The 22,863-nt window shown below is 68.9% G+C and carries 23 protein-coding genes; 19 read left to right on the forward strand and 4 right to left on the reverse strand.

Annotated features, from left to right (window positions below):
- Nucleotides 1-5 precede the first annotated feature (5 nt).
- The 4 genes from fabG to AC5592_RS20355 are packed head-to-tail and all read left to right on the forward strand — an operon-like array spanning nt 6 to nt 3,916.
- Entirely contained in the window at nt 6-764 is a 759-nt protein-coding gene (gene fabG / locus AC5592_RS20340) for a 3-oxoacyl-ACP reductase FabG (protein ID WP_063065138.1), read from the forward strand.
- 20 nt (nt 765-784) lie between these two features.
- The gene (locus AC5592_RS20345) at nt 785-1,942 is read left to right on the forward strand and encodes an acyl-CoA dehydrogenase family protein (RefSeq protein WP_063065139.1); all 1,158 of its coding nucleotides are present in this window, start codon (nt 785-787) and stop codon (nt 1,940-1,942) included.
- Nucleotides 1,939-3,423 (forward strand): long-chain-fatty-acid--CoA ligase, encoded by a 1,485-nt coding sequence (locus AC5592_RS20350; protein WP_063065140.1) that lies wholly within the window; start codon nt 1,939-1,941, stop codon nt 3,421-3,423. Before AC5592_RS20345 ends, AC5592_RS20350 begins: the two co-directional genes overlap by 4 nt.
- Before the next feature lie 40 nt (nt 3,424-3,463).
- On the forward strand, nt 3,464-3,916 hold the full coding sequence (locus AC5592_RS20355) for a MaoC family dehydratase (RefSeq protein WP_036500209.1): 453 nt from the start codon (nt 3,464-3,466) through the stop codon (nt 3,914-3,916).
- 100 nt (nt 3,917-4,016) lie between these two features.
- Here AC5592_RS20355 and trpD read toward each other — a convergent pair whose 3' ends face one another.
- The gene (gene trpD, locus AC5592_RS20360; protein ID WP_063065141.1) at nt 4,017-5,069 is read right to left on the reverse strand and encodes an anthranilate phosphoribosyltransferase; all 1,053 of its coding nucleotides are present in this window, start codon (nt 5,067-5,069) and stop codon (nt 4,017-4,019) included.
- A 91-nt stretch (nt 5,070-5,160) separates the two neighbouring features.
- A complete protein-coding gene (locus AC5592_RS20365) occupies nt 5,161-5,628 on the reverse strand; it encodes a hypothetical protein (RefSeq protein WP_036500212.1) in 468 nt (155 codons plus the stop codon).
- 209 nt (nt 5,629-5,837) lie between these two features.
- On the opposite strand from AC5592_RS20365, the gene ctaE reads away from it, so the two are divergent.
- The 5 genes from ctaE (at nt 5,838) to AC5592_RS20390 (ending at nt 10,623) form a co-directional block, all read left to right on the forward strand.
- The gene (gene ctaE / locus AC5592_RS20370) at nt 5,838-6,449 is read left to right on the forward strand and encodes an aa3-type cytochrome oxidase subunit III (RefSeq protein WP_062999114.1); all 612 of its coding nucleotides are present in this window, start codon (nt 5,838-5,840) and stop codon (nt 6,447-6,449) included.
- Nucleotides 6,450-6,530: 81 nt separating this feature from the next.
- Nucleotides 6,531-7,409 carry a cytochrome bc1 complex diheme cytochrome c subunit gene (gene qcrC / locus AC5592_RS20375; protein WP_083870697.1) on the forward strand — a complete coding sequence of 293 codons (879 nt, stop codon included), beginning with the start codon at nt 6,531-6,533 and terminating at the stop codon, nt 7,407-7,409.
- Nucleotides 7,410-7,429: 20 nt separating this feature from the next.
- Nucleotides 7,430-8,578 carry a cytochrome bc1 complex Rieske iron-sulfur subunit gene (gene qcrA / locus AC5592_RS20380; protein ID WP_051024499.1) on the forward strand — a complete coding sequence of 383 codons (1,149 nt, stop codon included), beginning with the start codon at nt 7,430-7,432 and terminating at the stop codon, nt 8,576-8,578.
- A complete protein-coding gene (gene qcrB / locus AC5592_RS20385) occupies nt 8,575-10,203 on the forward strand; it encodes a cytochrome bc1 complex cytochrome b subunit (protein ID WP_036500225.1) in 1,629 nt (542 codons plus the stop codon). The genes qcrA and qcrB overlap by 4 nt, the downstream gene beginning before the upstream one ends.
- A 144-nt stretch (nt 10,204-10,347) precedes the next feature.
- On the forward strand, nt 10,348-10,623 hold the full coding sequence (locus AC5592_RS20390) for an Lrp/AsnC family transcriptional regulator (protein ID WP_036500227.1): 276 nt from the start codon (nt 10,348-10,350) through the stop codon (nt 10,621-10,623).
- 48 nt (nt 10,624-10,671) lie between these two features.
- Here AC5592_RS20390 and AC5592_RS20395 read toward each other — a convergent pair whose 3' ends face one another.
- Nucleotides 10,672-12,507 carry a DEDD exonuclease domain-containing protein gene (locus AC5592_RS20395; RefSeq protein ID WP_084506924.1) on the reverse strand — a complete coding sequence of 612 codons (1,836 nt, stop codon included), beginning with the start codon at nt 12,505-12,507 and terminating at the stop codon, nt 10,672-10,674.
- Between the two features lie 549 nt (nt 12,508-13,056).
- Here AC5592_RS20395 and AC5592_RS20400 point away from each other — a divergent pair.
- From AC5592_RS20400 to AC5592_RS20445, 10 genes are all read left to right on the forward strand, one after another.
- Nucleotides 13,057-13,647: a C40 family peptidase gene (locus AC5592_RS20400; RefSeq protein ID WP_051024490.1), complete on the forward strand. Its 591-nt coding sequence runs from the start codon at nt 13,057-13,059 to the stop codon at nt 13,645-13,647.
- A 174-nt stretch (nt 13,648-13,821) separates the two neighbouring features.
- Nucleotides 13,822-14,919, forward strand: coding sequence for an NlpC/P60 family protein (locus tag AC5592_RS20405; protein WP_036500230.1), 1,098 nt, complete (start codon nt 13,822-13,824; stop codon nt 14,917-14,919).
- 53 nt (nt 14,920-14,972) lie between these two features.
- Nucleotides 14,973-15,974 carry a hypothetical protein gene (locus tag AC5592_RS20410; protein ID WP_063065142.1) on the forward strand — a complete coding sequence of 334 codons (1,002 nt, stop codon included), beginning with the start codon at nt 14,973-14,975 and terminating at the stop codon, nt 15,972-15,974.
- A 95-nt stretch (nt 15,975-16,069) separates the two neighbouring features.
- Nucleotides 16,070-17,242, forward strand: a complete 1,173-nt coding sequence (locus AC5592_RS20415) for a glycosyltransferase family 4 protein (RefSeq protein ID WP_063065143.1) — start codon at nt 16,070-16,072, stop codon at nt 17,240-17,242.
- Nucleotides 17,243-17,367: 125 nt separating this feature from the next.
- Nucleotides 17,368-17,751 (forward strand): hypothetical protein, encoded by a 384-nt coding sequence (locus AC5592_RS20420; protein WP_036500236.1) that lies wholly within the window; start codon nt 17,368-17,370, stop codon nt 17,749-17,751.
- Between the two features lie 23 nt (nt 17,752-17,774).
- Entirely contained in the window at nt 17,775-18,212 is a 438-nt protein-coding gene (locus AC5592_RS20425; RefSeq protein WP_063008208.1) for an SRPBCC family protein, read from the forward strand.
- 53 nt (nt 18,213-18,265) lie between these two features.
- Entirely contained in the window at nt 18,266-19,510 is a 1,245-nt protein-coding gene (locus AC5592_RS20430) for an ArsA family ATPase (RefSeq protein ID WP_369974759.1), read from the forward strand.
- Nucleotides 19,507-20,160, forward strand: a complete 654-nt coding sequence (locus AC5592_RS20435) for a hypothetical protein (RefSeq protein ID WP_232329461.1) — start codon at nt 19,507-19,509, stop codon at nt 20,158-20,160. The genes AC5592_RS20430 and AC5592_RS20435 overlap by 4 nt, the downstream gene beginning before the upstream one ends.
- Complete coding sequence (locus AC5592_RS20440) at nt 20,157-21,218, forward strand: ROK family protein (protein WP_051024492.1); 1,062 nt, start codon at nt 20,157-20,159, stop codon at nt 21,216-21,218. Before AC5592_RS20435 ends, AC5592_RS20440 begins: the two co-directional genes overlap by 4 nt.
- Before the next feature lie 289 nt (nt 21,219-21,507).
- Nucleotides 21,508-22,233 (forward strand): lysophospholipid acyltransferase family protein, encoded by a 726-nt coding sequence (locus AC5592_RS20445; RefSeq protein WP_030514742.1) that lies wholly within the window; start codon nt 21,508-21,510, stop codon nt 22,231-22,233.
- Between the two features lie 62 nt (nt 22,234-22,295).
- Here AC5592_RS20445 and AC5592_RS20450 read toward each other — a convergent pair whose 3' ends face one another.
- A complete protein-coding gene (locus AC5592_RS20450) occupies nt 22,296-22,811 on the reverse strand; it encodes a polyadenylate-specific 3'-exoribonuclease AS (RefSeq protein ID WP_036500243.1) in 516 nt (171 codons plus the stop codon).
- Nucleotides 22,812-22,863: the final 52 nt, after the last annotated feature.

The raw sequence follows: 22,863 nt of genomic DNA on the forward strand, positions 1-22,863 counted from the left end.
ATTCGATGACAGATCAGCGCAGAGTGGCCGTGGTGACCGGGGCCGCCCGGGGCATCGGCGCGGCCACCGCGGCCCGGCTGGCCGCCGACGGGGCGGCCGTCGCCATCGCCGACCTCGACGAGAACGCCTGCAAGACAACCGCGGACGAGATCGTCGCCGCCGGCGGCGTGGCCGTCCCGCTGGCCTGCGACGTCACCGACGAGGCGAGCGTCGACGCCGCCTTCGATCGTGTCGCCGCGGAACTGGGATCGCTCGACATCCTGGTCAACAACGCCGGCGTGCTGCGCGACAATCTGCTGTTCAGGATGTCGGCCGACGACTGGGACACCGTGATGTCGGTCCACCTGCGCGGTGCGTTCCTGTGTTCGCGTGCGGCACAACGGCATATGGTCGCCCGCCGGTACGGCAAGATCGTCAACACCTCCAGCGTCTCGGCGCTCGGCAACCGCGGGCAGGCCAACTACTCGGCCGCCAAGATGGGCATTCAGGGACTCACCCGCACCCTGGCGATCGAACTGGGCCCCTACGGCATCACCGTCAACGCGGTGGCCCCCGGCTTCATCGTCACCGAGATGACCGCCGCCACCGCGGCCCGCGTCGGCGTGAGTGTCGAAGAGTGGCAGGCGAAATCGGCCGAGATCACGCCGGTGCGCCGGGTCGGCCGCCCCGAGGACATCGCCAACACCGTGGCCTTCCTCGCCTCCGACGAGGCGTCCTTCATCACCGGCCAGACCATTTACGTCGACGGCGGCCGTCGGCTCTGAAACCCGTCCAGGAGAACATCATGCGCAGAACAGGCTTCACCGCAGACCACGACGCCTTCCGTGGCACCATCCGCAAATTCGTCGAGACCGAAGTGGCTCCGGTCTACGACATCTGGTTGGAGGCGGGCATCGTGCCCCGCGAGTTCTATTACAAGCTGGCCGAATTGGGCGTCTTCGGTATCGAGGTGCCCGAGGAATACGGCGGCGCCGGCATCGAGTCGTTCCGGTTCCAGGCGATCCTCATGGAGGAAACGGCACGGGCGGGTGTGTCGTTCGGCGGCTCCAGTGTGCACGTCGGGCTGTGCCTGCCGTATCTGAAGAAGCTCGCCACCGAGGAGCAGAAAAAGCGCTGGCTGCCCGGATTCGCCGCCGGTGAGATCATGTTCGCCATCGCCATGACCGAACCCGGCACCGGCTCGGATCTGGCCGGAATGCGCACCACCGCCAAGCTTTCCGAGGACGGCACGCACTATGTGCTCAACGGCGCCAAGACGTTCATCACCGGCGGTGTCAACGCCGACCGGGTGATCGTCTGCGCCCGCACCGCCCCGCCCCGGGAGGACGACCGCCGCTTCGGCATCTCCCTGCTCGTGGTCGACACCACCTCGCCGGGCTACACGATCGGCCGCAAACTCGACAAACTGGGCCTGCGGAGCTCCGATACCGCCGAGCTGAACTTCACCGACGTCCGGGTGCCCGTCGAGGATCTGCTGGGCGAGGAGAACAAAGGCTTCTCCTATCTCGGCCAGAATCTGCCCCAGGAGCGGTTCTCCATCGCCGCCGGCGCCTACGCCCAGGCCGCGGCCGCGGTGCGGTTCGCGCAGGAATACACCCAGCAGCGCAACGTCTTCGGCAAACCCGTCGCCTCGTTCCAGAACACCAAATTCGAACTCGCCGCCTGCAAGGCCGAGGTCGACGCGGCCGAGGCCGTGGTGGATCGGGCCCTCGACGCCCTCGACGCCGGTGAACTGAGCGCCGCCGACGCCGCCTCGGCGAAACTGTTCTGCACCGAGGTCGCCGCGCGGGTCATCGACCGCTGTCTGCAGCTGCACGGCGGCTACGGATTCATCAACGAATATCCGATCGCCCGGCTGTATGCCGACAACCGGGTCAATCGCATCTACGGCGGGACGAACGAGGTCATGAAGATGATCATCGCCAAGGATATGGGGCTGTGAACGCGACGCTGTCGCTGGCGAGCATCCTCGCCGAACCGGCGCGACGCCGCCCCGATCACATCGCGCTCGTCGAGGGCGACCGGCGATTCACCTTCGCCGAATTGTGGCGTGCGGCAAGGGAACAGGCCGGCGCACTGATCGAGCGCGGCATCCGGCCGGGGGACCGGGTCGCGCTCATGTGCCCGAATACGGCCGAATTCCCCCGCGCCTACTACGCGATCCTCGCGGCCGGGGCGACGGTGGTGCCGGTGCATCTGCTGCTCACCGCCGACGAGGCCGAATTCGTTCTGCGTGACAGCCGGGCGACGCTGCTGATCTGCCATCCGCAGGTGGAATCGGTCGGCGCGGAAGCGGCCCGGCGGGTCGGAATCGCCTGCCTGCGCCCCGAAAGCCTTGTGGGCGAGGCCATTGCGCTGTTCGTGCCGCGTTCCCCACTGGATACGGCGGTGGTGTTCTACACCAGCGGGACCACCGGCCGGCCGAAGGGTGCGGAGCTGAGCCATCTCAATATGGTCATGTGCGCCACCGTGAACAGCTTCGATGCCAACGATGTGCACCGCGACGACATCGCCCTCGGTGCACTGCCGCTGTTCCATGTGTTCGGGCAGACGGTCTCGATGAACTCCACTTGGCGGGCCGGTGCGACGCTCGTGCTGATGCCGAGATTCACCGCGCCCGAGGCGATTCGGCTGATGGTGACCGAACGGGTGAACACCTTCCACGGTGTCCCGACGATGTATCACGGACTGATCGAGGCGGCCGCCGACGCCGACGAACTACCCGCACTGCGGCTGTGTATCTCCGGTGGCGCGGCACTGCCGCTGCCGGTGCTGGAACGGTTCGAGGAGGTGTTCGACGCGCAGATCCTCGAGGGATACGGGCTGTCGGAGACCTCACCGACGGCCGCGGTGAATCAGCCGGTCTTCGGACCGCGGCCCGGCACCGTCGGACATCCGGTCTGGGGCGTGGACGTGGAGATCGCCGATCCCGGCCTCACCGACCGCATCGAATTGCTGCCGACCGGCAGCGTCGGTGAGGTGGTGGTGCGCGGGCACAACGTGTTCAGCGGCTACACCGGCAATCCGGAGGCGAGCGCGCGGGCCGTGGTCGAGGGCTGGTTCCGCACCGGCGACCTCGGCGTGCGTGACGAGCAGGGTTATCTGCGGATCGTCGACCGGATCAAGGAGATGATCATCCGCGGCGGATTCAACGTCTATCCCACCGAAGTGGAGGAGGCGCTGCTGCGGCATCCGAAGATCGCGCAGGTGGCGGTGATCGGGGTGCCGGACGAGAACTACGGCGAGGAGATCGTGGCGGTCGTCGTGCCCGCCGGTGAGATCAGCGCCGAAGAGGTCATCGCCTACGGCCGCGAGCATGTGGCACGGTACAAATATCCGCGGCGGGTGGAGTTCGTCTCCGAGCTACCGCTGGGGCCCACGCACAAGGTCCTCAAACGCGAACTGAAGCAACGTTTCATGTGACCCGGCGGCTTGCGCCCCGGCAGCACGAAAGGGACGAGATATGACCGATTTCGCCGATCTGGACGCCCTCGCCGCGGCCGTGGGCACCGAACTCGGTGTCAGCGACTGGTTGCAGGTCGACCAGGACCGCATCGATACCTTCGCCGACGCCACCGGCGACCACCAGTGGATCCACGTCGACGCCGAGAAGGCCGCGCAGGGCCCCTACGGGCACACCATCGCCCACGGATTCCTCACGCTGTCGCTGCTGGTGCCGCTGACCAACCAGGCGACCACGGTGGGCGGCATCACGATGGGAATCAACTACGGGCTCAACAAGGTTCGCTTCATCACGCCGGTCCCGTCCGGCGGCCGCATCCGTGCCCGCGTCCACCTCGACTCGGTCTCCGAGATCCCCGGCGGCATCCAGGCGGTGCGCACGGTCACCATCGAACTGGACGGTGCGGACAAGCCCGCGTGCGTAGCGGAAAGCATCGTGCGCTACCTGAGGTGAGCGCGGGCCGCGGCGGGGCGGAATTCGGTCCGCTCCCGTCGCGGCGTCAACGTCGGCCGGGCAACGCTGTGAGGTCGCGCCGGATTGTCGCGTGCGGCTCTTACTCGCCGAGTTCGTTGCTCACCTTCACCCAGCGGTCCAGGAGTTGAGTGGCGGCGCCCGAATCGACCGAGGCGGCCGCCCGCTCCAGGGCGGGACGCAGCAGCTCGTGGATATCGGTGCGGGCGGTCTCGGGGGTCAGCTCGAAGGCGACGATCGCGGCGGCCGAATTGAGCAGGACCGCGTCGCGGACCGGCCCCGGGGCACCGTCGAACATGTCGCGGGCGATCGCGGCGTTGACCGTCGCGTCGCCGCCGCGCAGCGCCGCCGGATCCACGCGCGGGATGCCCAGGCGCGTCGGGTCGATGACGGTCTCGTACTTCTCACCCGCGGCGACGACCCACACGTCGGTGGTGTCCGCGGTGGTGATCTCGTCGAGGCCGTCGTTACCGCGCACCACCAGCGCGTTCGCGCCGCGTTCGGCGAACGCCCCGGCGATCACCGGGACGAGCTCGGCGAACGCACAGCCGATCAGGCCCGCGCTCGGCTGCGCCGGATTGGTCAGCGGTCCCAGCACGTTGAAGACCGTCGGAATGCCGATCTCCTTGCGCGCCGGACCGGCGAACCGCAGCGCCGGATGAAACAGCGGGGCGAAGCAGAAACCGATGCCCACCTCGCGCACACACCGAGCCACCGACTCCGGGCTCAACGCGATCCGCACTCCCAGCGCCTCGAGCACGTCCGCGCCGCCGCTCTTCGACGAGGCCGCCCGGTTACCGTGCTTCACCACCGGAATGCCCGCCGCGGACACCACGATCGAGGACATGGTGGAGATATTGACCGTGCCGGACCGGTCGCCGCCGGTGCCGACGATGTCGACCGCGCCCAGATCGAGCGAGACTCGCCGGGCATGGCTCAACATGCCGGTCGCGAGGCCGGACAGCTCGATCGCGGTGGGGCCTTTCATCTTGATGGCCACGCCGAAGGCCGCGATCTGCGCCTGAGTGGCGTTGTCGGAGAAGATCTCGTCGATCGCCCACGCCGCCTCCTCCGCGGTCAGATCGACCCCGTCGGTCAGGGCACCGAGAATCTCGGGCCAGCTGCGCGCGCTCATCACATCTCCCGTTCGCGATCGGACACCCGCATCGGCCGTCCGCGCGGGCGGGGGCAGGCCGTGGATCGCCGGCGGCCGCCCGGCTAGCAGCCTAATCGGCGGAGGCAATTTCTTTGTATCCGCTCGGCTGAAGCGCATCCCAGCCCGTCGCGGTGCCCTCGTGCCGCTGGGCCAATCCCGCCATCCGCGAACGTTCCTGTGCGCAGTGCAGCGCATCCAGGATCTGCACCCGCTGTAATACCAATTCGATATGACCGTCGGCCGCATCGTCCGGCGGGACATCGGTCTCGGCATCGGCCGCCGACGGTGCGGCGGGGGAGTAGCCGTCCTGGGCGGCGATGTCCACGACCTCGTCCCGGGCCGCGGCCGGGATGCGCAGATGATGACGAAGCAGGGCCTGCTCGTCGGCGCGCCAGGCGGTCGCGCGGTCCAGCGCGCTCGAGCAGGCTTCAGCATCGTCGAAACTGGACACAACAACCACCAGATCCGTTCGTGCCGGATCCAATTCCGTCGCCGCGCCCCGGCCCGACAGCCGCTGCCACACCGATCGAATTCCCATTCCACCTGCCTTCTTCCGCGCCCGGACGCAGCATCGCATACCCGCGATATCCGCTGGTCACCATGGTGACATCGGTGCTCGACCCGGGCATTCACCGGACACGCCGAACCGGCCCCCAGACCCGCACGCGCGCTGCCGATTCCGAGGCCGACACCCCGAATTCGCACCCGGCTACGCCTGTCGTACTACGACGAGTCATACTTACCGGCGTGACGACCGCAGTAGGGACCCCAGGATCGGCCATTACTCAGCGTGTGCATTCGCTGAACCGGCCCAACATGGTCAGCGTCGGAACCATCATCTGGCTGTCGAGCGAGCTGATGTTCTTCGCCGGCCTCTTCGCCATGTACTTCGTCGCTCGTGCCCAGGCTCATGGCAACTGGCCGCCGGAACCGACCGAGCTGAACCTCAAGCTCGCCGTGCCGGTCACGGCCGTGCTGATCGCCTCCTCGTTCACCTGCCAGATGGGTGTGTTCTCGGCCGAGCGCGGCGATGTCTTCGGCCTGCGCCGCTGGTACCTGGTCACCTTCTTCATGGGCGCGTTCTTCGTGGCCGGTCAGGGCACCGAGTACCACGCGCTGTACCAAGAGGGCACCACCATCTCGAGCAGCATCTACGGCTCGGTGTTCTTCATCACCACCGGCTTCCACGGTCTGCACGTCATCGGCGGTCTCATCGCGTTCATCTTCCTGCTGATTCGCACCAAGGTCAGTAAGTTCACGCCGGCCCAGGCCACCGCGGCCATCGTCGTCTCCTACTACTGGCACTTCGTCGACATCGTCTGGATCGGGTTGTTCGCCACGATCTACTTCGTCCGCTAGCCGGACGGCGGCCGTCACGCGCGGTCCGCGACAAATACACACTTTGCACAAGTCGGTTCCGTCTACTCCAAAGGGACACAGATGAGTTCATCTCCCCCGTCAGCGCCAGATCCCACGAGCGGGATCGGCAGCGCTGAGAACAACCAGGCCATCAAGACCCGCAAGCAGCGCCGGATGCGCCGCAAGCTCGCCGGCGGTCTGGTTCTTCTGATGGGCCTCGTCGGAGCCGGCTTCGCGGCATCGGCGCTCACCCCGCACGCACAGGTCGCGACGGCCAACGAGGATCAGTCGGCGCTGATTCGCGAGGGTAAGCAGATCTACGAGACCTCCTGCATCACCTGTCACGGCGCCAACCTGCAGGGTGTGCAGGACCGCGGCCCCAGCCTGATCGGTGTCGGCGAGGCGGCGGTCTACTTCCAGGTGTCCACCGGTCGCATGCCCGCCGCGGGCAACGGCGCGCAGATCCAGCGCAAGCCCCCGAAGTTCGACGCCCGCCAGACCGACGCGCTGGGCGCGTACGTGGCGGCCAACGGCGGCGGCCCGACCGTGGTCCGCGACCCGAACGGCGAGATCGCGCAGGATTCCCTGATCAAGGGGGCCGACCTGGGCCGCGGTGGCGAGTTGTTCCGCCTCAACTGCGCGTCCTGCCACAACTTCACCGGTAAGGGCGGTGCGCTGTCCTCCGGCAAGTTCGCGCCGCCGCTGGAACCGGCCAACGCGCAGCAGATCTACACCGCGATGCTCACCGGCCCGCAGAACATGCCGAAATTCTCCGACCGGCAGCTGTCTCCGGAGGAGAAGCGTGACATCGTGGCCTATGTGAAGGACCGCACCGAGACCACGCCGGAGGCCGGATACGGCCTGGGCGGTTTCGGTCCCGCGACCGAGGCCATCGCCATCTGGGTCGCCGGCATCATCGTGCTGGTCGGCGCCGCGATGTGGATCGGATCGCGATCATGAGCGAACAGGAGCGAAACGAGATGAGCCGGCCTGAGGATGGCGGCGGTAAGGGCGTGAACCTGAACCCCACCGAGGAGCAGCTCGACGCGATGTCGACCGCCGAGCTGGTCGAACTCGGTACCGCGCGCGACGGCGTCGACGTCGTCTACCGCGCTCCGCGCTGGCCGGTTCCGGGCACACGCGCGGAGAAGCGGGCCGAGCGGCACGTGACGTTCTGGTTCGCCATCTCCGCCCTCGCGGCGGCCGGGCTGATCGGCGTCTTTCTGTTCTGGCCCTGGGAGTACAAGGGCCGCAACGAGGACGGCAACGGCCTGTACTCGCTGGCCACGCCGCTCTACGGCCTGCTGCTGGGTATCGCGGTGCTGGCCATCGGCGTCGCCGCGGTCATCATCCGCAAGAAATTCATCCCGAACGAGATCTCCATCCAGACCCGCCACGACGGTCCCTCCGACGAGGTCGACCGCCGCACGCTGGGCGCGCAGCTGTCGGACGCGCTGGAGACCTCGACGCTGGGTCGTCGCAAGATGATGACCCGTACCGCCGGACTGGGCGTGGGTGTGCTGGGTATCGGCGCACTGTTCCTGTTCGTCGGCGGCATGATCAAGAACCCGTGGGCCAAGGGCATGAAATCCCCGCTGTGGGTATCGGGCTGGACTCCGGACTTCCCGGGCCAGACCATCTACCTGCGCAAGGACACCGGCCGGCCCGAGGACATCGTGCTGGTGCGGCCGGAGGACCTCGACGGCGGCGCCATGGAGACCGTGTTCCCCTGGAAAGAGGAATGGCGCGGCAACGAGGAGGAGACCCTCCAGTCGCTGCGTGGCATCCGCAACGCGGTCATGTTGATCCGCCTGCGCCCGGAGGACGGGCAGAAGGCGATCAAGCGCAGGGGCCAGGAGAGCTTCAACTTCGGTGACTACTGGGCGTACTCGAAGATCTGCACTCACCTGGGCTGCCCGACGTCGCTGTTCGAGCAGCAGACCAACCGGATCCTGTGCCCGTGCCATCAGTCGCAGTTCTCGGCGACCGAGTGGGGTAAGCCGATCTTCGGTCCCGCCGCCCGCGCGCTGCCGCAGCTGCCCATCACCGTCAACACCGACGGCTACCTGGTCGCCAACGGCGATTTCATCGAGCCGCTCGGTCCGGCCTTCTGGGAGCGTCGTTCATGAGTCCGAGCAAAGTGGTCGCACAGGCCAACGAGATGGACGAGCGGTATCGTGCCGCGGCGTTCGTGAAACGGTCGATCAACAAGGTCTTCCCGACCCACTGGTCGTTCCTGCTGGGTGAGATCGCGCTCTACGCCTTCATCATCCTGATCCTGTCGGGTATCTACCTGACGCTGTTCTTCGATCCGTCGATGAGTGAAGTCGTCTACCACGGCGCATACCAGCCGCTGCGCGGCGTCACCATGTCGCGGGCGTACGAGACGGCGCTGAACATCTCCTTCGAGGTGCGCGGCGGGCTGTTCGTCCGCCAGGTGCACCACTGGGCGGCGCTGCTGTTCGCGTGCTCGATCATCATCCACCTGTTCCGCATCTTCTTCACCGGCGCGTTCCGCAAGCCGCGTGAGGCGAACTGGGTGATCGGCTCGCTGCTGCTGATCCTGGCGATGTTCGAGGGCTTCTTCGGTTACTCGCTGCCCGACGACCTGCTGTCGGGTACCGGTCTGCGGGCCGCCTTCGGTGGTATCACCATGGGTATTCCGCTGGTCGGCACCTGGATGCACTGGCTGATCTTCGGCGGTGACTTCCCGGGCACGATCATCATCCCGCGTCTGTACATCGCGCACGTGCTGCTGTTCCCGGGCATCATGCTGGCGCTGATCGCGGCGCACGTGGCGATCGTCTGGTACCAGAAGCACACCCAGTTCCCCGGACCGGGCCGCACCGAGAACAACGTGGTCGGTGCCCGCATCGTGCCGGTGTTCGCCGCCGACCAGGGCGCTTTCTTCATGTTCACCCTGGGCGTGCTCGCCGTCATGGGTGGCGTGCTGCAGATCAACCCGATCTGGAACCTGGGTCCCTACAACCCGTCACAGGTGTCGGCCGGTTCGCAGCCCGACTTCTACATGATGTGGACCGACGGTATGGCCCGTCTGATGCCGCCGTGGGAGCTGTATCTGGGCCGCTACACCGTTCCGGCTCCGTTCTGGGTCGCGCTGATCATGGGTCTGGTGTTCGCGGTGCTGATCGCCTACCCGTGGATCGAGAAGCGCCTCACCGGCGACACGGTGAACCACAACATCCTGCAGCGTCCGCGCGACGTGCCGGTGCGGACCGCGATCGGCGCCATGGCCATCGCCTTCTACCTGGTGCTGACCCTGGCCTGTGTCAACGACATCATCGCGCTGAAGTTCGATGTGTCGCTGAACGCGACCACCTGGTTCTTCCGTATCGCCCTGCTCGTCGCGCCGCCGATCGCCTACTTCCTGGCGTACCGGTTGTGCCTGGGCCTGCAGCGCGCCGACCGCACGGTCCTCGAGCACGGTATCGAGACCGGTGTGATCAAGCGCCTGCCGCACGGTGAGTACATCGAGGTGCACCAGCCGCTGGGCCCGGTCGACTCGCACGGCCACCCGATTCCGCTGGAATACCAGGGCGCGCCGGTGCCGAAGAAGATGAACAAGCTGGGCTGGGCCGGCAAGCCGGGTTCGGGCTCGTTCCTGCGGGCCGATCCGCCGGCCGAGGCCGAGGCGCTCACCGCGAGCGAGCACGAGGCCGAGCACAAGCAGCTGGAGGTCCTGGCCACCTACCAGGACCAGACCAGCGGCAGCGGCGGCAAGCACAGCCACTGAGTTCGCAGCAGCGGAGCCCCGAGTCGATCGATCGGCTCGGGGCTTCGTCGCGTCTGCGGCCGGGCACGGGGCAGTCGCTCGCATCCCGGCGCCGGTACGGCCGCGCTGCGGGTGCGTGGCGGGCGCGCAATTAGACTCGCGCTCATGATTACCGCGATCGTTCTGATCCACGCCGAGGCGGCCCGGATTCCCGAAACCGCGCAGGCACTGGCCGATCTCGACGGCGTCGCCGAGGTCTACTCGTGCGCGGGAGACGTCGACCTGATCGCGGTGGTGCGGGTGCGCGATCACGAACAGATCGCCGAGGTGGTGACCGGCCGGGTGAACAAGACGGCCGGAGTTCTGCGCACGACGACCCACATCGCCTTCAAGTCGTATTCGAGTGCGGATGTGGAGGCTGGGTTTTCGCTGGGGGAGTGAATGCCGCACCGGTTTCGTGCGGTCGTCCGTGGCGTCGGCCGCGGCCCACTACGCGCTGGTACGCGTGAGGTATTCGCTCGCAGCCGATTCCACCCGGGTGGCCGCGTCGGCACGTTCGACCCAGGCGAGCCAGGGACCCGCGCCCAGCCGTGGTTCCCGGTAGCCCTCGCTGGTGCGGACGATGCGGGTTCCGGGCTGGTCGAGCCAGCGGGCGATCACGCCCGTCTCCTCCGGCGGGGCGCCGCGTAACGGCGGATGGTCGGGGTCGTGCAGATCGTCCGTCCCGGCGGGGATGCGCGGCTGCGGGGAAGCGCCCGATATGACTGTGGCAGGGCGGACGGTCTCGGCGGCGGCGACCAGACTGTCGACCACCGGCATCGGTGGAATACCGCGCGCGGCGGTTCCGGCGGCGGCGAGGCGGCCGTAGCGGATCACCGCGAATTCCCAGCCGCCGCTGCCGTCGGGCCGGGCCGCGATCAGCTCGGCGATCCGGGCGAGGGCGGCCAGGCGCTGCGTGCGCCGCAGCGCCCGAACCACGGCGCAGGTGCGATCGCGCAGCCGGGCGGCGGCCTCGAAATGCTCCGCGGCGACGTACTCGTCGATGCGGGCGGCGATGGCACGCAAGGGTGCGTCGTCGCGGCCGGTGAACAGATCCCGCACCGCCCGCGGGGCGGATGCATACTGTGCGGCCGGTACGCGTTCGCCGAAGATCGCCGCCGGGCACCCGCCCACGGCCGCGGGCGGACAGTCGCCGCCGTGCACACCGCCGCGGGGGATGCGCGTCGTGCAGGTGCGCAGGCCGCTGTATTCCGCGAGGGTCGCGACGACCTCGGTGGCATCGGTGCGGGAACCGAAGGGCCCCAAGGCATCTGCGGTCGGAGTCCGGCTGACCGCGAACCGGGGGAACGGCTCGTCGGTCACGGTCAGCCACCACGCGCGCTTGGGGAATTTCGAGCGCCGGTTGTAGGGCGGGGTGTGCGCCACCAGCAGCCGCAGCTCGCGGACTCCGGCTTCCAGGCCGTGCGCGCAGCGGACGTGGTCGACGCGGGTGGCGAGCATGACCATTTCCCGCATCCGCGTGCGGGTTTCGGAGCCGGTGAAGTAATTGCGCACGCGCCGGCGCAGATTCACCGCCGTCCCGATATAGAGGACCTCCTCCGAGGGGCCGCGGAACAGATACACCCCGGGGGCGGCGGGCAGATCGGCGGCGAGGATGCGTTTGGAGCGCTGCCGGCGCGTGACCTCGGGCAGATAGTCGATCAATTCGGGCAGGGTCTGGACGCCGAGATTGCCGACTCGCTCGAACAGTGCGTGCAGCACGTCCACGGTGGCGCGGGCATCGTCGAGGGCGCGGTGCGTGGGCCGGGTGGAGGCGCCGAGCAGCTGAGCCAGCGCCGAGAGCCGCACCGTCGGCGCCTCGTCGCGGTCGAGGATGCGCCGCGCCAGTTGGACCGTGCACAGCACCTGGAAGGCCGGCCACGCGGTGTCGCAGCGCTGGGCGGCCGCCTTCAGGAACGACATGTCGAAGCGGGCGTTGTGGGCGACGAGCACAGCGCCGGAAGCGAATTCGAGAAATCCGGGCAGCACCGCGTCGATCCGCGGCGCCGCCGACACCATCGCGGTGGTGATGCCGGTGACCCGCACGATCTGCGGAGGAATGGCGCAGCCGGGGTCGACCAGCGTCGCGAATTCGCCGAGTACTTCGCCGCCGCGTACCTTCACCGCGCCGATCTCGGTGATGGCGTCCCCCTCGGGCCGGGTTCCGGTGGTCTCGAGGTCTACCACGACGAAGGTGACCTCTCGTAGTGCGAGTTCGGGCTCATCACCGCCGTGACCGGGGAGTTCGAGGGCCAGCTGGGCCGGTCGCGGAACGGGGGAGGGCACGGCGAGCAGCGTAGGCGCAGGGTCCGACAGGATCGGTCTGGATGCCCGCCGGCGGTCGAGACGGCGCGAGGTTTGCGATGTGCGAGGTTCGCTCTGCACGAGTATGCCGAAAAGTGACCAGCGTCACGGTAATTCGGTATGGCTATGAATAACGGCGGGCGGTCGGTTCTTCGAGGCCGTCAGCGAGGCCGGATTCGACTACTCGGCGTGTACCGCAAAACCTGCGGACTGTTCGGTTGGTTTCCGCTGGGCATGCTCTGGGCTACTTGCGGTTTGCCGCTCGCGGCGCGTCTCGAGCCTCGGTTCGGCGCGCTTGTATGCGAGGGGGAGTGCACCTGGGTAAACGCCACTCGCGCCCGTCGTCGTTATCGTTTCGTGATTACTGTGAGCTATCTCGCATGTCGTCGAGCGGGAGCTTCTACCTGAACCCACCTCGGAGCGTCAGGGCTTTACAACGCACCGTTATTGCCTCGTAACCTTTTCGAGACCTCACGGAGTCCGACGCACCACCGGGTGCGGCGTCGTGGGGCAGATGAGGAGTACCGCATCATGGCGATCAAGCGACAGGTTCAGGGGCTGCCTCGTACCGCCCGCCGGGCCGTTGCGGCCGGAGCCGTTGGCGCAGCAACCCTCAGCGTTCTGCTGCTCCCGGCGACCACCGCCGCGGCCGCGCCGGTCACCGTACCGGGCGTCGGCACCGTCGATGTTCCCGATCAGGTCCTCGGCGCCGTCCCGCCGGGCATCCAGATCCCGGGCATCCAGATCCCCGGCGTTCCCGCGCCGTTCGCGCCGCAGCAGACCGTCGGCCAGCGCGCGGCCGACGCCGCCCTGTCCAAGGTCGGCGCCCCCTACTCGTACGGCGCCGCCGGCCCGAACGCCTTCGACTGCTCGGGCCTGGTGAAGTGGGCCTACGGACAGGCCGGTCGGGAGGTGCCGCGCACCAGCTACGAACAGCTCGAGGAAGGCGCGCCCGTCTCGCTCGACGCGCTGCAGCCCGGTGACGTGGTGTCCTTCTACGGCGGCAGCCACTCCGCGCTCTACGTCGGCGACGGCAACGTGGTGCACGCCTCGACGGCCGGTGAGCCGGTGAAGGTCGCCGCGATCTCCTCGATGCCGGTCGCGGGCGCTCGCCGCTACTGATTCGCGCCGCCCGGATCGGCGCATTCCGCACAGTTCGGACCGCCGATCCGGGTATTCGGGGTATACGGCGTGATCGTTTCGTGCCCTGCTGGACATGGACGGTCGCCGTTCCGTAACCTTATCGAGACCTTCGTGGTTTCCAGCTCGGGACGAGAGAACGGGGCACGGCAGGCCGTGACAGCGCACAAGGGCAACGCGCAACGCAACAACAGAACCAGACGCCTGGTCGGCGGCTCACTGGCGGTGGGTGCGCTCGTGTTCGGAGCGTCATCCGGCGGCCTGGCGACGGCCGATCCGGCGCCCGCGGAGCAACCGGCCACGGCCGGTGACGCGGTGCAGCGGCTCATCGAGTTGTCGCATCAGTCCGAACAGCTCAATCAGCAGGCGCTGGCCGCGCAGGGCGATCTCGAAGCCAAACAGGGCGTGGCCCGCGACGCCGACGCCACACTCACGACCGCGACCCAGGCCCTCGACGCCGCCAAGGCCGAGGTGCGCAAATATCAACCGGCCGTGGACCGGACCGCGATCGCCGCCTATCAGGGCGCCCGGACCAACCGGCTGTTCTCGGTGCTGGTCTCCGATTCCCCGCAGCAGTTGCTCGACCAGATGTCGACGCTGGACGTGCTGTCCACGCAGACCGCGGATCAACTGGCGCAGTTCTCCAAGGCCACCGATTCGGCGACCGCGGCCGAAACCGCCGCCAAATCCGCCTCCGACGCCGCGCAGGCCGCCGCGCAGAAGGCCGATCAGGTGCGTGCGGACCTCGAACACAAGCGCGCCGATCTGCAGGGTGCGATGGCCCAGGTCATTCAGGCCTGGGGGGCGCTCTCGGCCGGGGAGAAATCCAGCCTCGCCGGATCGCTGTTCCCGCCCGGCTTCGACCGCGACACCCTGCTGCGCGGCCTGGTTCCCGGTAGCGGAACCAGTGCGCTGGCCGCGGGATTGACCCGTGTCGGCGACCCGTACGTCTGGGGGGCGACCGGCCCCGATCAGTTCGACTGCTCCGGCCTGGTGCAGTGGGCCTTCCATCACGTGGGCATCGATCTGCCGCGTACCAGCCAGGCGCAGGCCACGGTCGGCACGCCGGTGTCGCGCGACTCGTTGCAGCCCGGCGACGTGGTGTTCTTCTATTCCGACGCCTCCCACGTCGGCATCTACGCCGGGAATGGCATGATCCTGCACGCCTCCACCTTCGGTGTGCCCGTCGCGGTGGCGCCGATGGGTAATACGCCTTTCCATTCCGCGCGCCGATACTGGATCGGAATGCCGTAAACACTGCGAGAATCTGGCGGCGAGTCATCACACCGACGTGAGGATCGTGTCGTATGAGCGGATTGTTGCGGGTCCGGACATGGCTGGCCCATCGTGGGCGCTTCGAGTTCGTCGCCACCCTCGCCGTGGTGGTGGCGCTGACCGCGGCCGGCGGTGCCTTGCTGCTGCTGCCGAAGACCGGCCTGCACACCGTGCCCGCCGCCGCGGAGTCCGATACCGCACCGGCGCACGCCGATCCCCAGCTGCCCGAGTTGCGCCGGGTCATGAGCTCGTACGGACCCGTTGTGGCGCAACAGGTTTCGGGTGACGACGGCAAGCTGTCGGTGGTGCTGGGACATCCGTACCAGCGCGGCGACGTCGATCAGCTCGCCCGCGAGGTCGGCCCGGCGGTCACGGCCGTCTCCGAGGTGTGGGGTACCGAGTGGGCCCACGAAGCCGTGGTGACCGTCGCCTCGAGCAGTTCCGAATTCGCGGCGCTGACCAATGCCACCGGTCCGGTGTCCGGCGAGGTCGCCGCGGCCTCGGTGTCGGATCCGTTCGTGCCCGGCACCCAGCCCGCCGGTCAGCGGATCGTCTTCGCACCCGATGCCGGGCGCCGGCTCGGTCCGGACGGCTTGCGCGAAACCCTGCGCCACGAACTCACCCACATCGCCGCCCGCGCCCGGACCGTCGACGGCTCCCCGCAGTGGGTGCTGGAAGGGTTCGCCGAATACTGCGGCCACCGCGGGGACCAGCAGCGCTTCGCCCAGGTGGCGCCGACCGTCACCACCCGCGCCCGCTCCGGCGACCTGCCCGCGGATCTGCCCGGTGACACCGCCTTCGCACCGAGCCCGGGCAGCGACGCCGCCCTCGCCTACGAACAGGCATGGTCGGCCAACGCATTCGTCGCCGACCGATTCGGAGAGCCGAAACTCGTCGCGCTCTACCGCCGGATGGCCACCGGTCCGCAGGACCAGGCCGCGCTGGACCGAGGCCTGCGCGAAACCCTGGGTCTCGGTCACACCGAATTCGTCGCCGCCTGGCGTGACTGGATCAAGGCCCGCGTCGCGGCCTGAGGACCCGCTCGGCCGCGGCGGCCACGCGAGAGCGCCCGTGCGGCGGCCGCACCCGTGGAACCGGCCGCGGCGGGGACACCCATAGACTCGCCCCCATGGGCCGCACGCTGTTGATCACCAACGACTTTCCGCCCCGGCCGGGCGGCATCCAGTCGTATGTTCATTCGCTCGCGCTGCGGATGCCGCCGGAGGATCTGGTCGTCTACGCGCCCCGTTGGCGCGGCGACTCCCATCGGCGGTTCGATGCCCAGCAGCCGTTCGAGGTCGTGCGCCATCCGACCACGTTGATGCTGCCGACGCCGCTGGTGCTGCGTCGCGCCGGGAAACTGCTGCGTGAGCACCGATGCGACACCGTCTGGTTCGGTGCCGCAGCGCCGCTGGCCCTGATGTCGCCGGCGCTGCGCCGCCTCGGTGCGGACCGGATCGTGGCCAGCACCCACGGACACGAGGTCGGCTGGTCCATGCTGCCCGGCGCCCGGCAGGTGCTGCGGGTGATCGGCGACCACACCGATGTCGTCACCTACGTCAGCAAATACACCCGCCGGCGCTTCGCCGCGGCATTCGGCGCCCAGGCGGCCCTGGAATATCTGCCGCCGGGTGTGGACAGCACCGTCTTCCGCCCCGATCCCGCCGCGCGCGCGGAATTGCGCGCCCGGTACGGCCTGGGTGAGCGGCCGACGGTGTTGTGCCTGTCGAGGCTGGTCCCGCGCAAGGGCCAGGACATGCTGATCCTGGCGATGCGCGAGATTCGCCGCCGCATCGACGGCGCGGTGCTGGTCATCGCTGGTGGCGGCCCGTACGAGGACAAGTTGCGGGCGCTGGCGCGCTCGCTGGACCTGGACGCGGACGTGGTGTTCACCGGTCGCGTCCCCGCCGCCGAACTGGCCGCCCACCACACCCTCGCCGACGTCTTCGCGATGCCCTCGCGCACCCGCGGCGCCGGACTGGACGTCGAAGGACTCGGCATCGTCTATCTGGAGGCGTCGGCGACGGGTGTGCCCGTGGTGGCCGGAAATTCCGGTGGCGCACCGGAAACCGTGCTCGAGGGCCGCACCGGGACGGTGGTCGACGGGCGCGACGAGCGAGCCGTGGCCGACGCCGTCGTCGGCATCCTCTCCGACCGCGATGCCGCGGCGCGGATGGGCGCCGCCGGTCGCGAATGGGTCGCCGACCAGTGGCGCTGGGATGTCCTGGGCGGCCGGCTGCGGACGCTGCTCGATCCCGGCGCGCATTCCGGCGCGGTGGGATCCGACGGCGTCGGCCGGTGAGCGAACCGGCGCCCCGGCCGGGCGCGGCGGGCGGGTCGCGCGTGCCCCGGTACTGCGTTACCGCCTCCGGGCTCCGACCCAGTAGGCTCGGGTTTCATGAGCGAGCGCAGCAGCGAGCCCCAGCCGTGAGCAGCATCCAGGTGGCCGACCAGACCTTCGTCGCCGCGTCCGGCGCCGCGGTCGCCGAGGTCCTGGCCGACCGGTCACGCTGGCACCGCTGGTGGCCAGACCTCACCCTCGAGGTGCGAGAAGACCGGGGTGACAAGGGAATTCGCTGGTCGGTCAGCGGTCCGCTGACCGGCACCATGGAGGTCTGGCTGGAGCCGTCGCTGGACGGGGTGATCCTGCACTACTTCATGCACGCCGAACCGCCGGGCGCGGCCGCGCTCTCGCCCCGAACCCTGATGGCCGCCAACCGTTCCCGGCGGGTAGCCGGCAAGAAGATGTCGTTCGAGGTGAAATCGCGGCTGGAGGCCGGCCGTCCGGCCGGTGTGGCGCCGTCACGCTAGGTCGAAAGGAAACGCTGTCAGTCATGGCCGACCGGACCCAGAGGTCGATCACCATCGATGCCCCCTCGGATCGGGTGATGGCCGTCATCGCCGATCTGCAGTCGTATCCGGAATGGGTGTCGGCGGCACGATCGGTGGACGTACTGGAGACCTTCCCCGACGGGCGGGCCCGCACGGCGAAATTCGTGCTGGACGCCGGCGTCGTCAAGGACACCTACGTGCTGTCCTACACCTGGCGGGCCGACGGCCGGGCGGTGAGCTGGAAGCTGGTCAGCGGCGAACTGCAGAAGGCGCAGGACGGCACCTACGAGCTCATCGAACAGCCCGACGGCACCACCCAGGTGGTGTACGAGCTGACCGTGGACCTCACCATCCCGATGATCGGGATGTTCAAACGCAAGGCCGAGAAGGTGATCACCGATACGGCCCTCAAGGAACTCAAGAAACGGGTCGAAGGCTGACCCGGCCTCCGCGGCGCGGTCGTGGTGCCGGCACGACCCGTCTCGAACTGTTCATCGGCAAGGGCGGAGTCGGTAAGACCACGCTCGCCTGCGCGGCGGCCATCGCCGCGGTGCAGGCCGGACAGCGCGTGCTGGTCGCCTCGGTGGACCAGGCCCATTCGCTCGGTGACGCACTGGGTTTCCGCTTCGCCCACGATCCCGGCACGGTCGCCGGGGTGGTGACGGTCGCCCCCGGATTCGACGTCATCGAGATCGATTCGCTTGCGCTGCTGGAGGATCGGTTCCGCGACGTGGCGCGGATGCTGTCCGGCGCGGGCCACGATCACGGCATCGACCTCGCCGCGCTCGATCCGGCCGAACTCACCGGACTGCCGGGTGTGCAGGAACTGCTGGCGTTGACCGAGATCGCGCAGTTCGCGGGGGAGGACGACTGGGATCTGATCATCGTGGACTGCCCGCCCTCGGCGGACATGTTGCGCATCGTCACCGCACCCGACACCCTGCTCGGCTACCTCGAACGGATCTGGCCCACCCATGCCCGGGTGATGAGCGCGACCGGTACGGATATGCGGCGCGCGGTGGTGGCGGCGACGGTGGAGCGGATCGCGGCCGCGGTCACGGCGATTCGGGATCTGCTGGCCGATTCGCAGCGCACCGGGGCCCGGCTCATCACCGGCGCCGAACGGGTCGCGCTGGCGGAATCGGCGCGGGTGCGTTCGGCGGCGGCACTTCTGGGTATACGTCTGGACGCGGTGGTGGTGAACAAAGTGCTGCCGCCGGTGCCGCCGGCCGACGGTGGCGCTCACCCCGCGGTGCAGTGGTATCTGCAGCGTCGCGCCGAACAACTCGACGTGATCGCGGATCTGCGCCGCCGGATGCCCGATGTGCCCGTGGTGATCGCCCATCACAGCGGGCCCGAACCGGTCGGGCCGCGAGCGTTGTCGGCGCTGGCACAGGCGTTGCCCGTTCGTGGCAACCCGCCGGCGGCCGAACCAGACCCTATGCTGAGCGACACGACGCCGGAGCCCGGTAGCGCGACGGGGGAGCCGGAGGTGCGGTGGGAGTCGGGCACCGGGCTGGAATCGGTATTCACGCTGCGGATGCGTCTGCCGGTGGTCGACCCGGGCACGCTGCGACTGGGACGAGTGGAGGACGATGTGATCGTGGGAGCGGACGGGGTCCGGCGGCGGCTACGACTGGCGCCGGTATTGCGGCGGTGCACGGTCGACGGCGCCGAACTCGACGGTGAGCAACTCGTCGTGCGTTTCCGGCCCGACCCGGGGGTATGGCCGCAATGACCCACGCCCACGACGACAGTTTCGGCGAATTCGCCCAGGAACTGCGCGCCCTCGCCGAAACCCTGCTCGAACGCGTCGAACCCACCCTGCGTCGCGCGGCCGCCGACGGCCGCGAATGGGACAGCTGCAGCTGGTGCCCGCTCTGCGCGACCGCGGCACTGGTCCGCGGTGAGCATCACGAAGTGGTCGCCGCGATCGCCGACCACGGCACGGCGATCGTGACGGTGCTGCGCGAGGCGCTGGCCGGCGTGCCGGTCGAACCGCTGCTCCCGGACGACCTTCCGGATGCCGACAACGCATCGGACGAAGTCGATTCCGCGGCAACGGAAGTCGGTGCCGATCCCAGTTCGGAGCGCACCGAGCACGACGGGTGGATCGCGGGCGGTGCGGCCGGCAGCGCGCACGATGGTGGTGCGGACGCGGGCGACCGTCGCGCGAGCGGCGCCGTCCGGCGGGATGGGAACGCGCCCGGATCTACCCGGGACGACGCCGCGCAGTCGGCCGATGGGCCGGGAGCGAACGCGGTGCGCGACGAGCCGGGGAGCGAGGCGCGGCGGGGTGGCCGGCGTGCCACCAAACGTGCTGGGCGGGGGCGGGATTCGGTCGAGCGACCCGGATACGTTCCCATCCCGGTGCGGATCAAGAAATGACCACTCGGGTCGGACGAGAGGCTCCGCTCACCGTCGGCGTCGATGTCGGCGGGACGAATATCCGGGCGTCGGTGGTCGACGGGGACGGGGAGGTGCTCGACACCGTCCAGGCGCCGACCCCGCATTCGGCGCACGCGCTCGAGGACGGTCTCGACCGCGCGGTGCGGGAACTGTGCGCGCGTCACGACATCGGGGCGGTCGGGCTGGCGGTCGCCGGCTTCGTCGACGAATCCCGGTCCTCGGTGCGCTTCGCGCCGCATCTGCCGTGGGAGGACACCGCGGTCGCCGGGCGGCTCGGACGCCGGCTCGGGTTGCCGGTGATCCTCGAACACGATGCCAATGCCGCGATGTGGGCCGAATACCGGTTCGGCGCGGCCGCCGGCGCGCACAACGGCGTGCTGGTCGCGATCGGCACCGGAATCGGCGCGGCGCTGCTGGTGGAGGGGCGGCTGTATCGCGGAAGCTACGGTGTCGCACCGGAATTGGGGCATCTGCAGGTGGTGCCGCACGGCCGGATCTGCCCGTGCGGCAAACGCGGCTGCTGGGAGCGGTACTGCAGCGGGACGGCACTGGTCGACACCGCGATCGAGATGCTCGCCACCGATCCGATGCCGTCGACGATCCTGGCGCGGGAGGTGGTCGGCGATCCGGGATCGCTGACCGGGCGGCGGGTCGCGGGCGCGGCCCACGACGGTGATCCGGTGGCGTTGCACGTGATGGCCGATTTCGCCCGCTGGCTCGGGCTGGGACTGGCCTTCGTCAGCGATATCTTCGATCCGGACCTGATCGTCATCGCGGGCGGCGTCAGCTCCTCGGCGCCGCTGTTCCTCGACGACGCCCGCGAGCATTACGCCGCCGCGATAACCGGCGGCCGCCATCGTCCGCTGGCCCGCATCCGCACCACGCAACTGGGGGAGGCGGCGGGCATGATCGGCGCCGCCGAACTCGCGCGCACGGCCCTGGAGACCGGGGCTGCCGAGGGGCTTGCGCCGGCAACCGGCCGCGGCGCCGATTCGGCGGCCGTGCGGCGAGCCCGCTCCACGGCGGGCCGGGAATAGTCCTCCACGGGAATCGGCCACTCTCGTCGTACTCGTTCGACGGGCGAGGCATACGGGTCGGGAGCAAATGATCCGCGGCGTCGCACATCTCGCCGATTCGCTCGACGCCCGGTCGGTTTCGCGCGGCGGAAGCACCTAATGTGTACCCGATTTCACCGATGTGATTGCCGACATGTGAAATACCTCGTGTGGGGTTGGTCGCAGCAGGTCGGCGACGGTAGAGTCGGTGCCGACGGAGGTGCCTGCGACGAGGCCGGTCCCGTTCGACAATCACAGGGGAAAGGACGCAATGTTCTACTGGCTGCTCAAATTCGTGCTGGTCGGGCCCTTCATGCACATCTACAACCGGCCGAAGGTCGAGGGCGTGGAGAATATCCCCGCCGACGGAGCAGTCATCCTCGCCGGCAATCATCTGTCGTTCACCGACTGGTTGTTCACCCCGTTGCTGAGCCCGCGTCGCATCACCTATCTGGCCAAGGCCGAATACTTCACCACGCCCGGACTCAAGGGCCGGCTGCAGAAGTTCTTCTTCTCCGGCACCGGCCAGTATCCGATCGACCGCAGCGGCGCCAGCGCCGCCGAGGACGCGCTCAACACCGCTCGCAAACTGCTGAGCGAGGGCCGCATGGTGGGCCTGTACCCGGAAGGCACCCGCTCGCCCGACGGCCGCCTGTACAAGGGCAAGACCGGTGTGGCACGCCTCGCCCTGGAGACCGGTGTGCCGGTGATCCCGGTGGCACTGATCGGGACCGACGAGGTGTGCCCTCCCGGCCCGTTCCGGTGGCGCCGCCGCCGCGTCACCGTGAAATTCGGTGCGCCGATCGACTTCTCCCGCTACGAGGGCATGGGCGGTAACCGCTTCGTCGAGCGGGCCGTCACCGACGAGATCATGTACGAGCTGATGCGGATGTCGGGTCAGGAGTACGTCGACGTCTACGCCGCCAGCCTGAAGAAGGGCGTGCCCTCCGGCAGCCGGCCCGAGGCCGAGCGGATCCCGGAGACCCTAGCGAGCTGACCGCTGGCACGCTACCGACGTTCTCGGCCCCCGGACGGTTGTCCGGGGGCCGAGTTTCGTCTCTACCGCCGATCGATTCCGGTGATCGCGCCGCTGCGGCGGAACGCCTCGATGGCCTCGTACTTGGCGAGATTGTGCCGGGCGTCGGCCAGCGCGTCGTGCGCGTCGGCCGGAACCGGGGGCAGGTCCGGCCGGCCGTGGTGATCCCAGTGCTGGCGCAGCTCGTTGGTGTAGCGCGGCAGGGCCGCCGGCAGATCGACCATCGAACCCCACAGCTGGCAGAACGCCACATGGTCGTAGGCGCCCACCCATGCCCACAATTCCGGCCGCACGGTGGGACGCGGCACCAGGAATTGATAGAGGTCGTCGCGAATGCGCTGCCGGCTGCGCCACAGGGGCGAGGAGGGGGAGGGGAGTTTCGGCAATACATTGCGCCGCACCCACTGCCCGGCCCGCTCGGGGTCGAATTCCGTTGACACCGCGTAATATTCCCGACCGTCCTCGCAGACCACGCCGATCGAAATCAGATCGATCGTCACCCCGTCCTCGATGAATTCGCAGTCATAAAAATATTTCACGCGGTCGTGCCCTTTCCGATTCGGCGTACACCGGCGCTCGCGGTGATATCTC

This window comes from Nocardia violaceofusca NBRC 14427 (genome assembly GCF_963869435.1).
Classification (GTDB): domain Bacteria; phylum Actinomycetota; class Actinomycetes; order Mycobacteriales; family Mycobacteriaceae; genus Nocardia; species Nocardia aobensis.

Bases quoted from the DNA above. Each gene is read 5' to 3' on its own strand.
- AC5592_RS20435 (WP_232329461.1), top strand. From the start codon at position 19,507: ATGACCCACGCCCACGACGACAGTTTCGGCGAATTCGCCCAGGAACTG.
- AC5592_RS20355 (WP_036500209.1), top strand. From the start codon at position 3,464: ATGACCGATTTCGCCGATCTGGACGCCCTCGCCGCGGCCGTGGGCACC.
- AC5592_RS20440 (WP_051024492.1), top strand. From the start codon at position 20,157: ATGACCACTCGGGTCGGACGAGAGGCTCCGCTCACCGTCGGCGTCGAT.
- AC5592_RS20415 (WP_063065143.1), top strand. From the start codon at position 16,070: ATGGGCCGCACGCTGTTGATCACCAACGACTTTCCGCCCCGGCCGGGC.
- AC5592_RS20410 (WP_063065142.1), top strand. From the start codon at position 14,973: ATGAGCGGATTGTTGCGGGTCCGGACATGGCTGGCCCATCGTGGGCGC.
- AC5592_RS20400 (WP_051024490.1), top strand. From the start codon at position 13,057: ATGGCGATCAAGCGACAGGTTCAGGGGCTGCCTCGTACCGCCCGCCGG.
- qcrA (WP_051024499.1), top strand. From the start codon at position 7,430: ATGAGCCGGCCTGAGGATGGCGGCGGTAAGGGCGTGAACCTGAACCCC.
- qcrB (WP_036500225.1), top strand. From the start codon at position 8,575: ATGAGTCCGAGCAAAGTGGTCGCACAGGCCAACGAGATGGACGAGCGG.
- AC5592_RS20345 (WP_063065139.1), top strand. From the start codon at position 785: ATGCGCAGAACAGGCTTCACCGCAGACCACGACGCCTTCCGTGGCACC.
- trpD (WP_063065141.1), bottom strand. From the start codon at position 5,069: ATGAGCGCGCGCAGCTGGCCCGAGATTCTCGGTGCCCTGACCGACGGG.
- AC5592_RS20445 (WP_030514742.1), top strand. From the start codon at position 21,508: ATGTTCTACTGGCTGCTCAAATTCGTGCTGGTCGGGCCCTTCATGCAC.
- qcrC (WP_083870697.1), top strand. From the start codon at position 6,531: ATGAGTTCATCTCCCCCGTCAGCGCCAGATCCCACGAGCGGGATCGGC.
- AC5592_RS20425 (WP_063008208.1), top strand. From the start codon at position 17,775: ATGGCCGACCGGACCCAGAGGTCGATCACCATCGATGCCCCCTCGGAT.
- fabG (WP_063065138.1), top strand. From the start codon at position 6: ATGACAGATCAGCGCAGAGTGGCCGTGGTGACCGGGGCCGCCCGGGGC.
- AC5592_RS20390 (WP_036500227.1), top strand. From the start codon at position 10,348: ATGATTACCGCGATCGTTCTGATCCACGCCGAGGCGGCCCGGATTCCC.
- AC5592_RS20365 (WP_036500212.1), bottom strand. From the start codon at position 5,628: ATGGGAATTCGATCGGTGTGGCAGCGGCTGTCGGGCCGGGGCGCGGCG.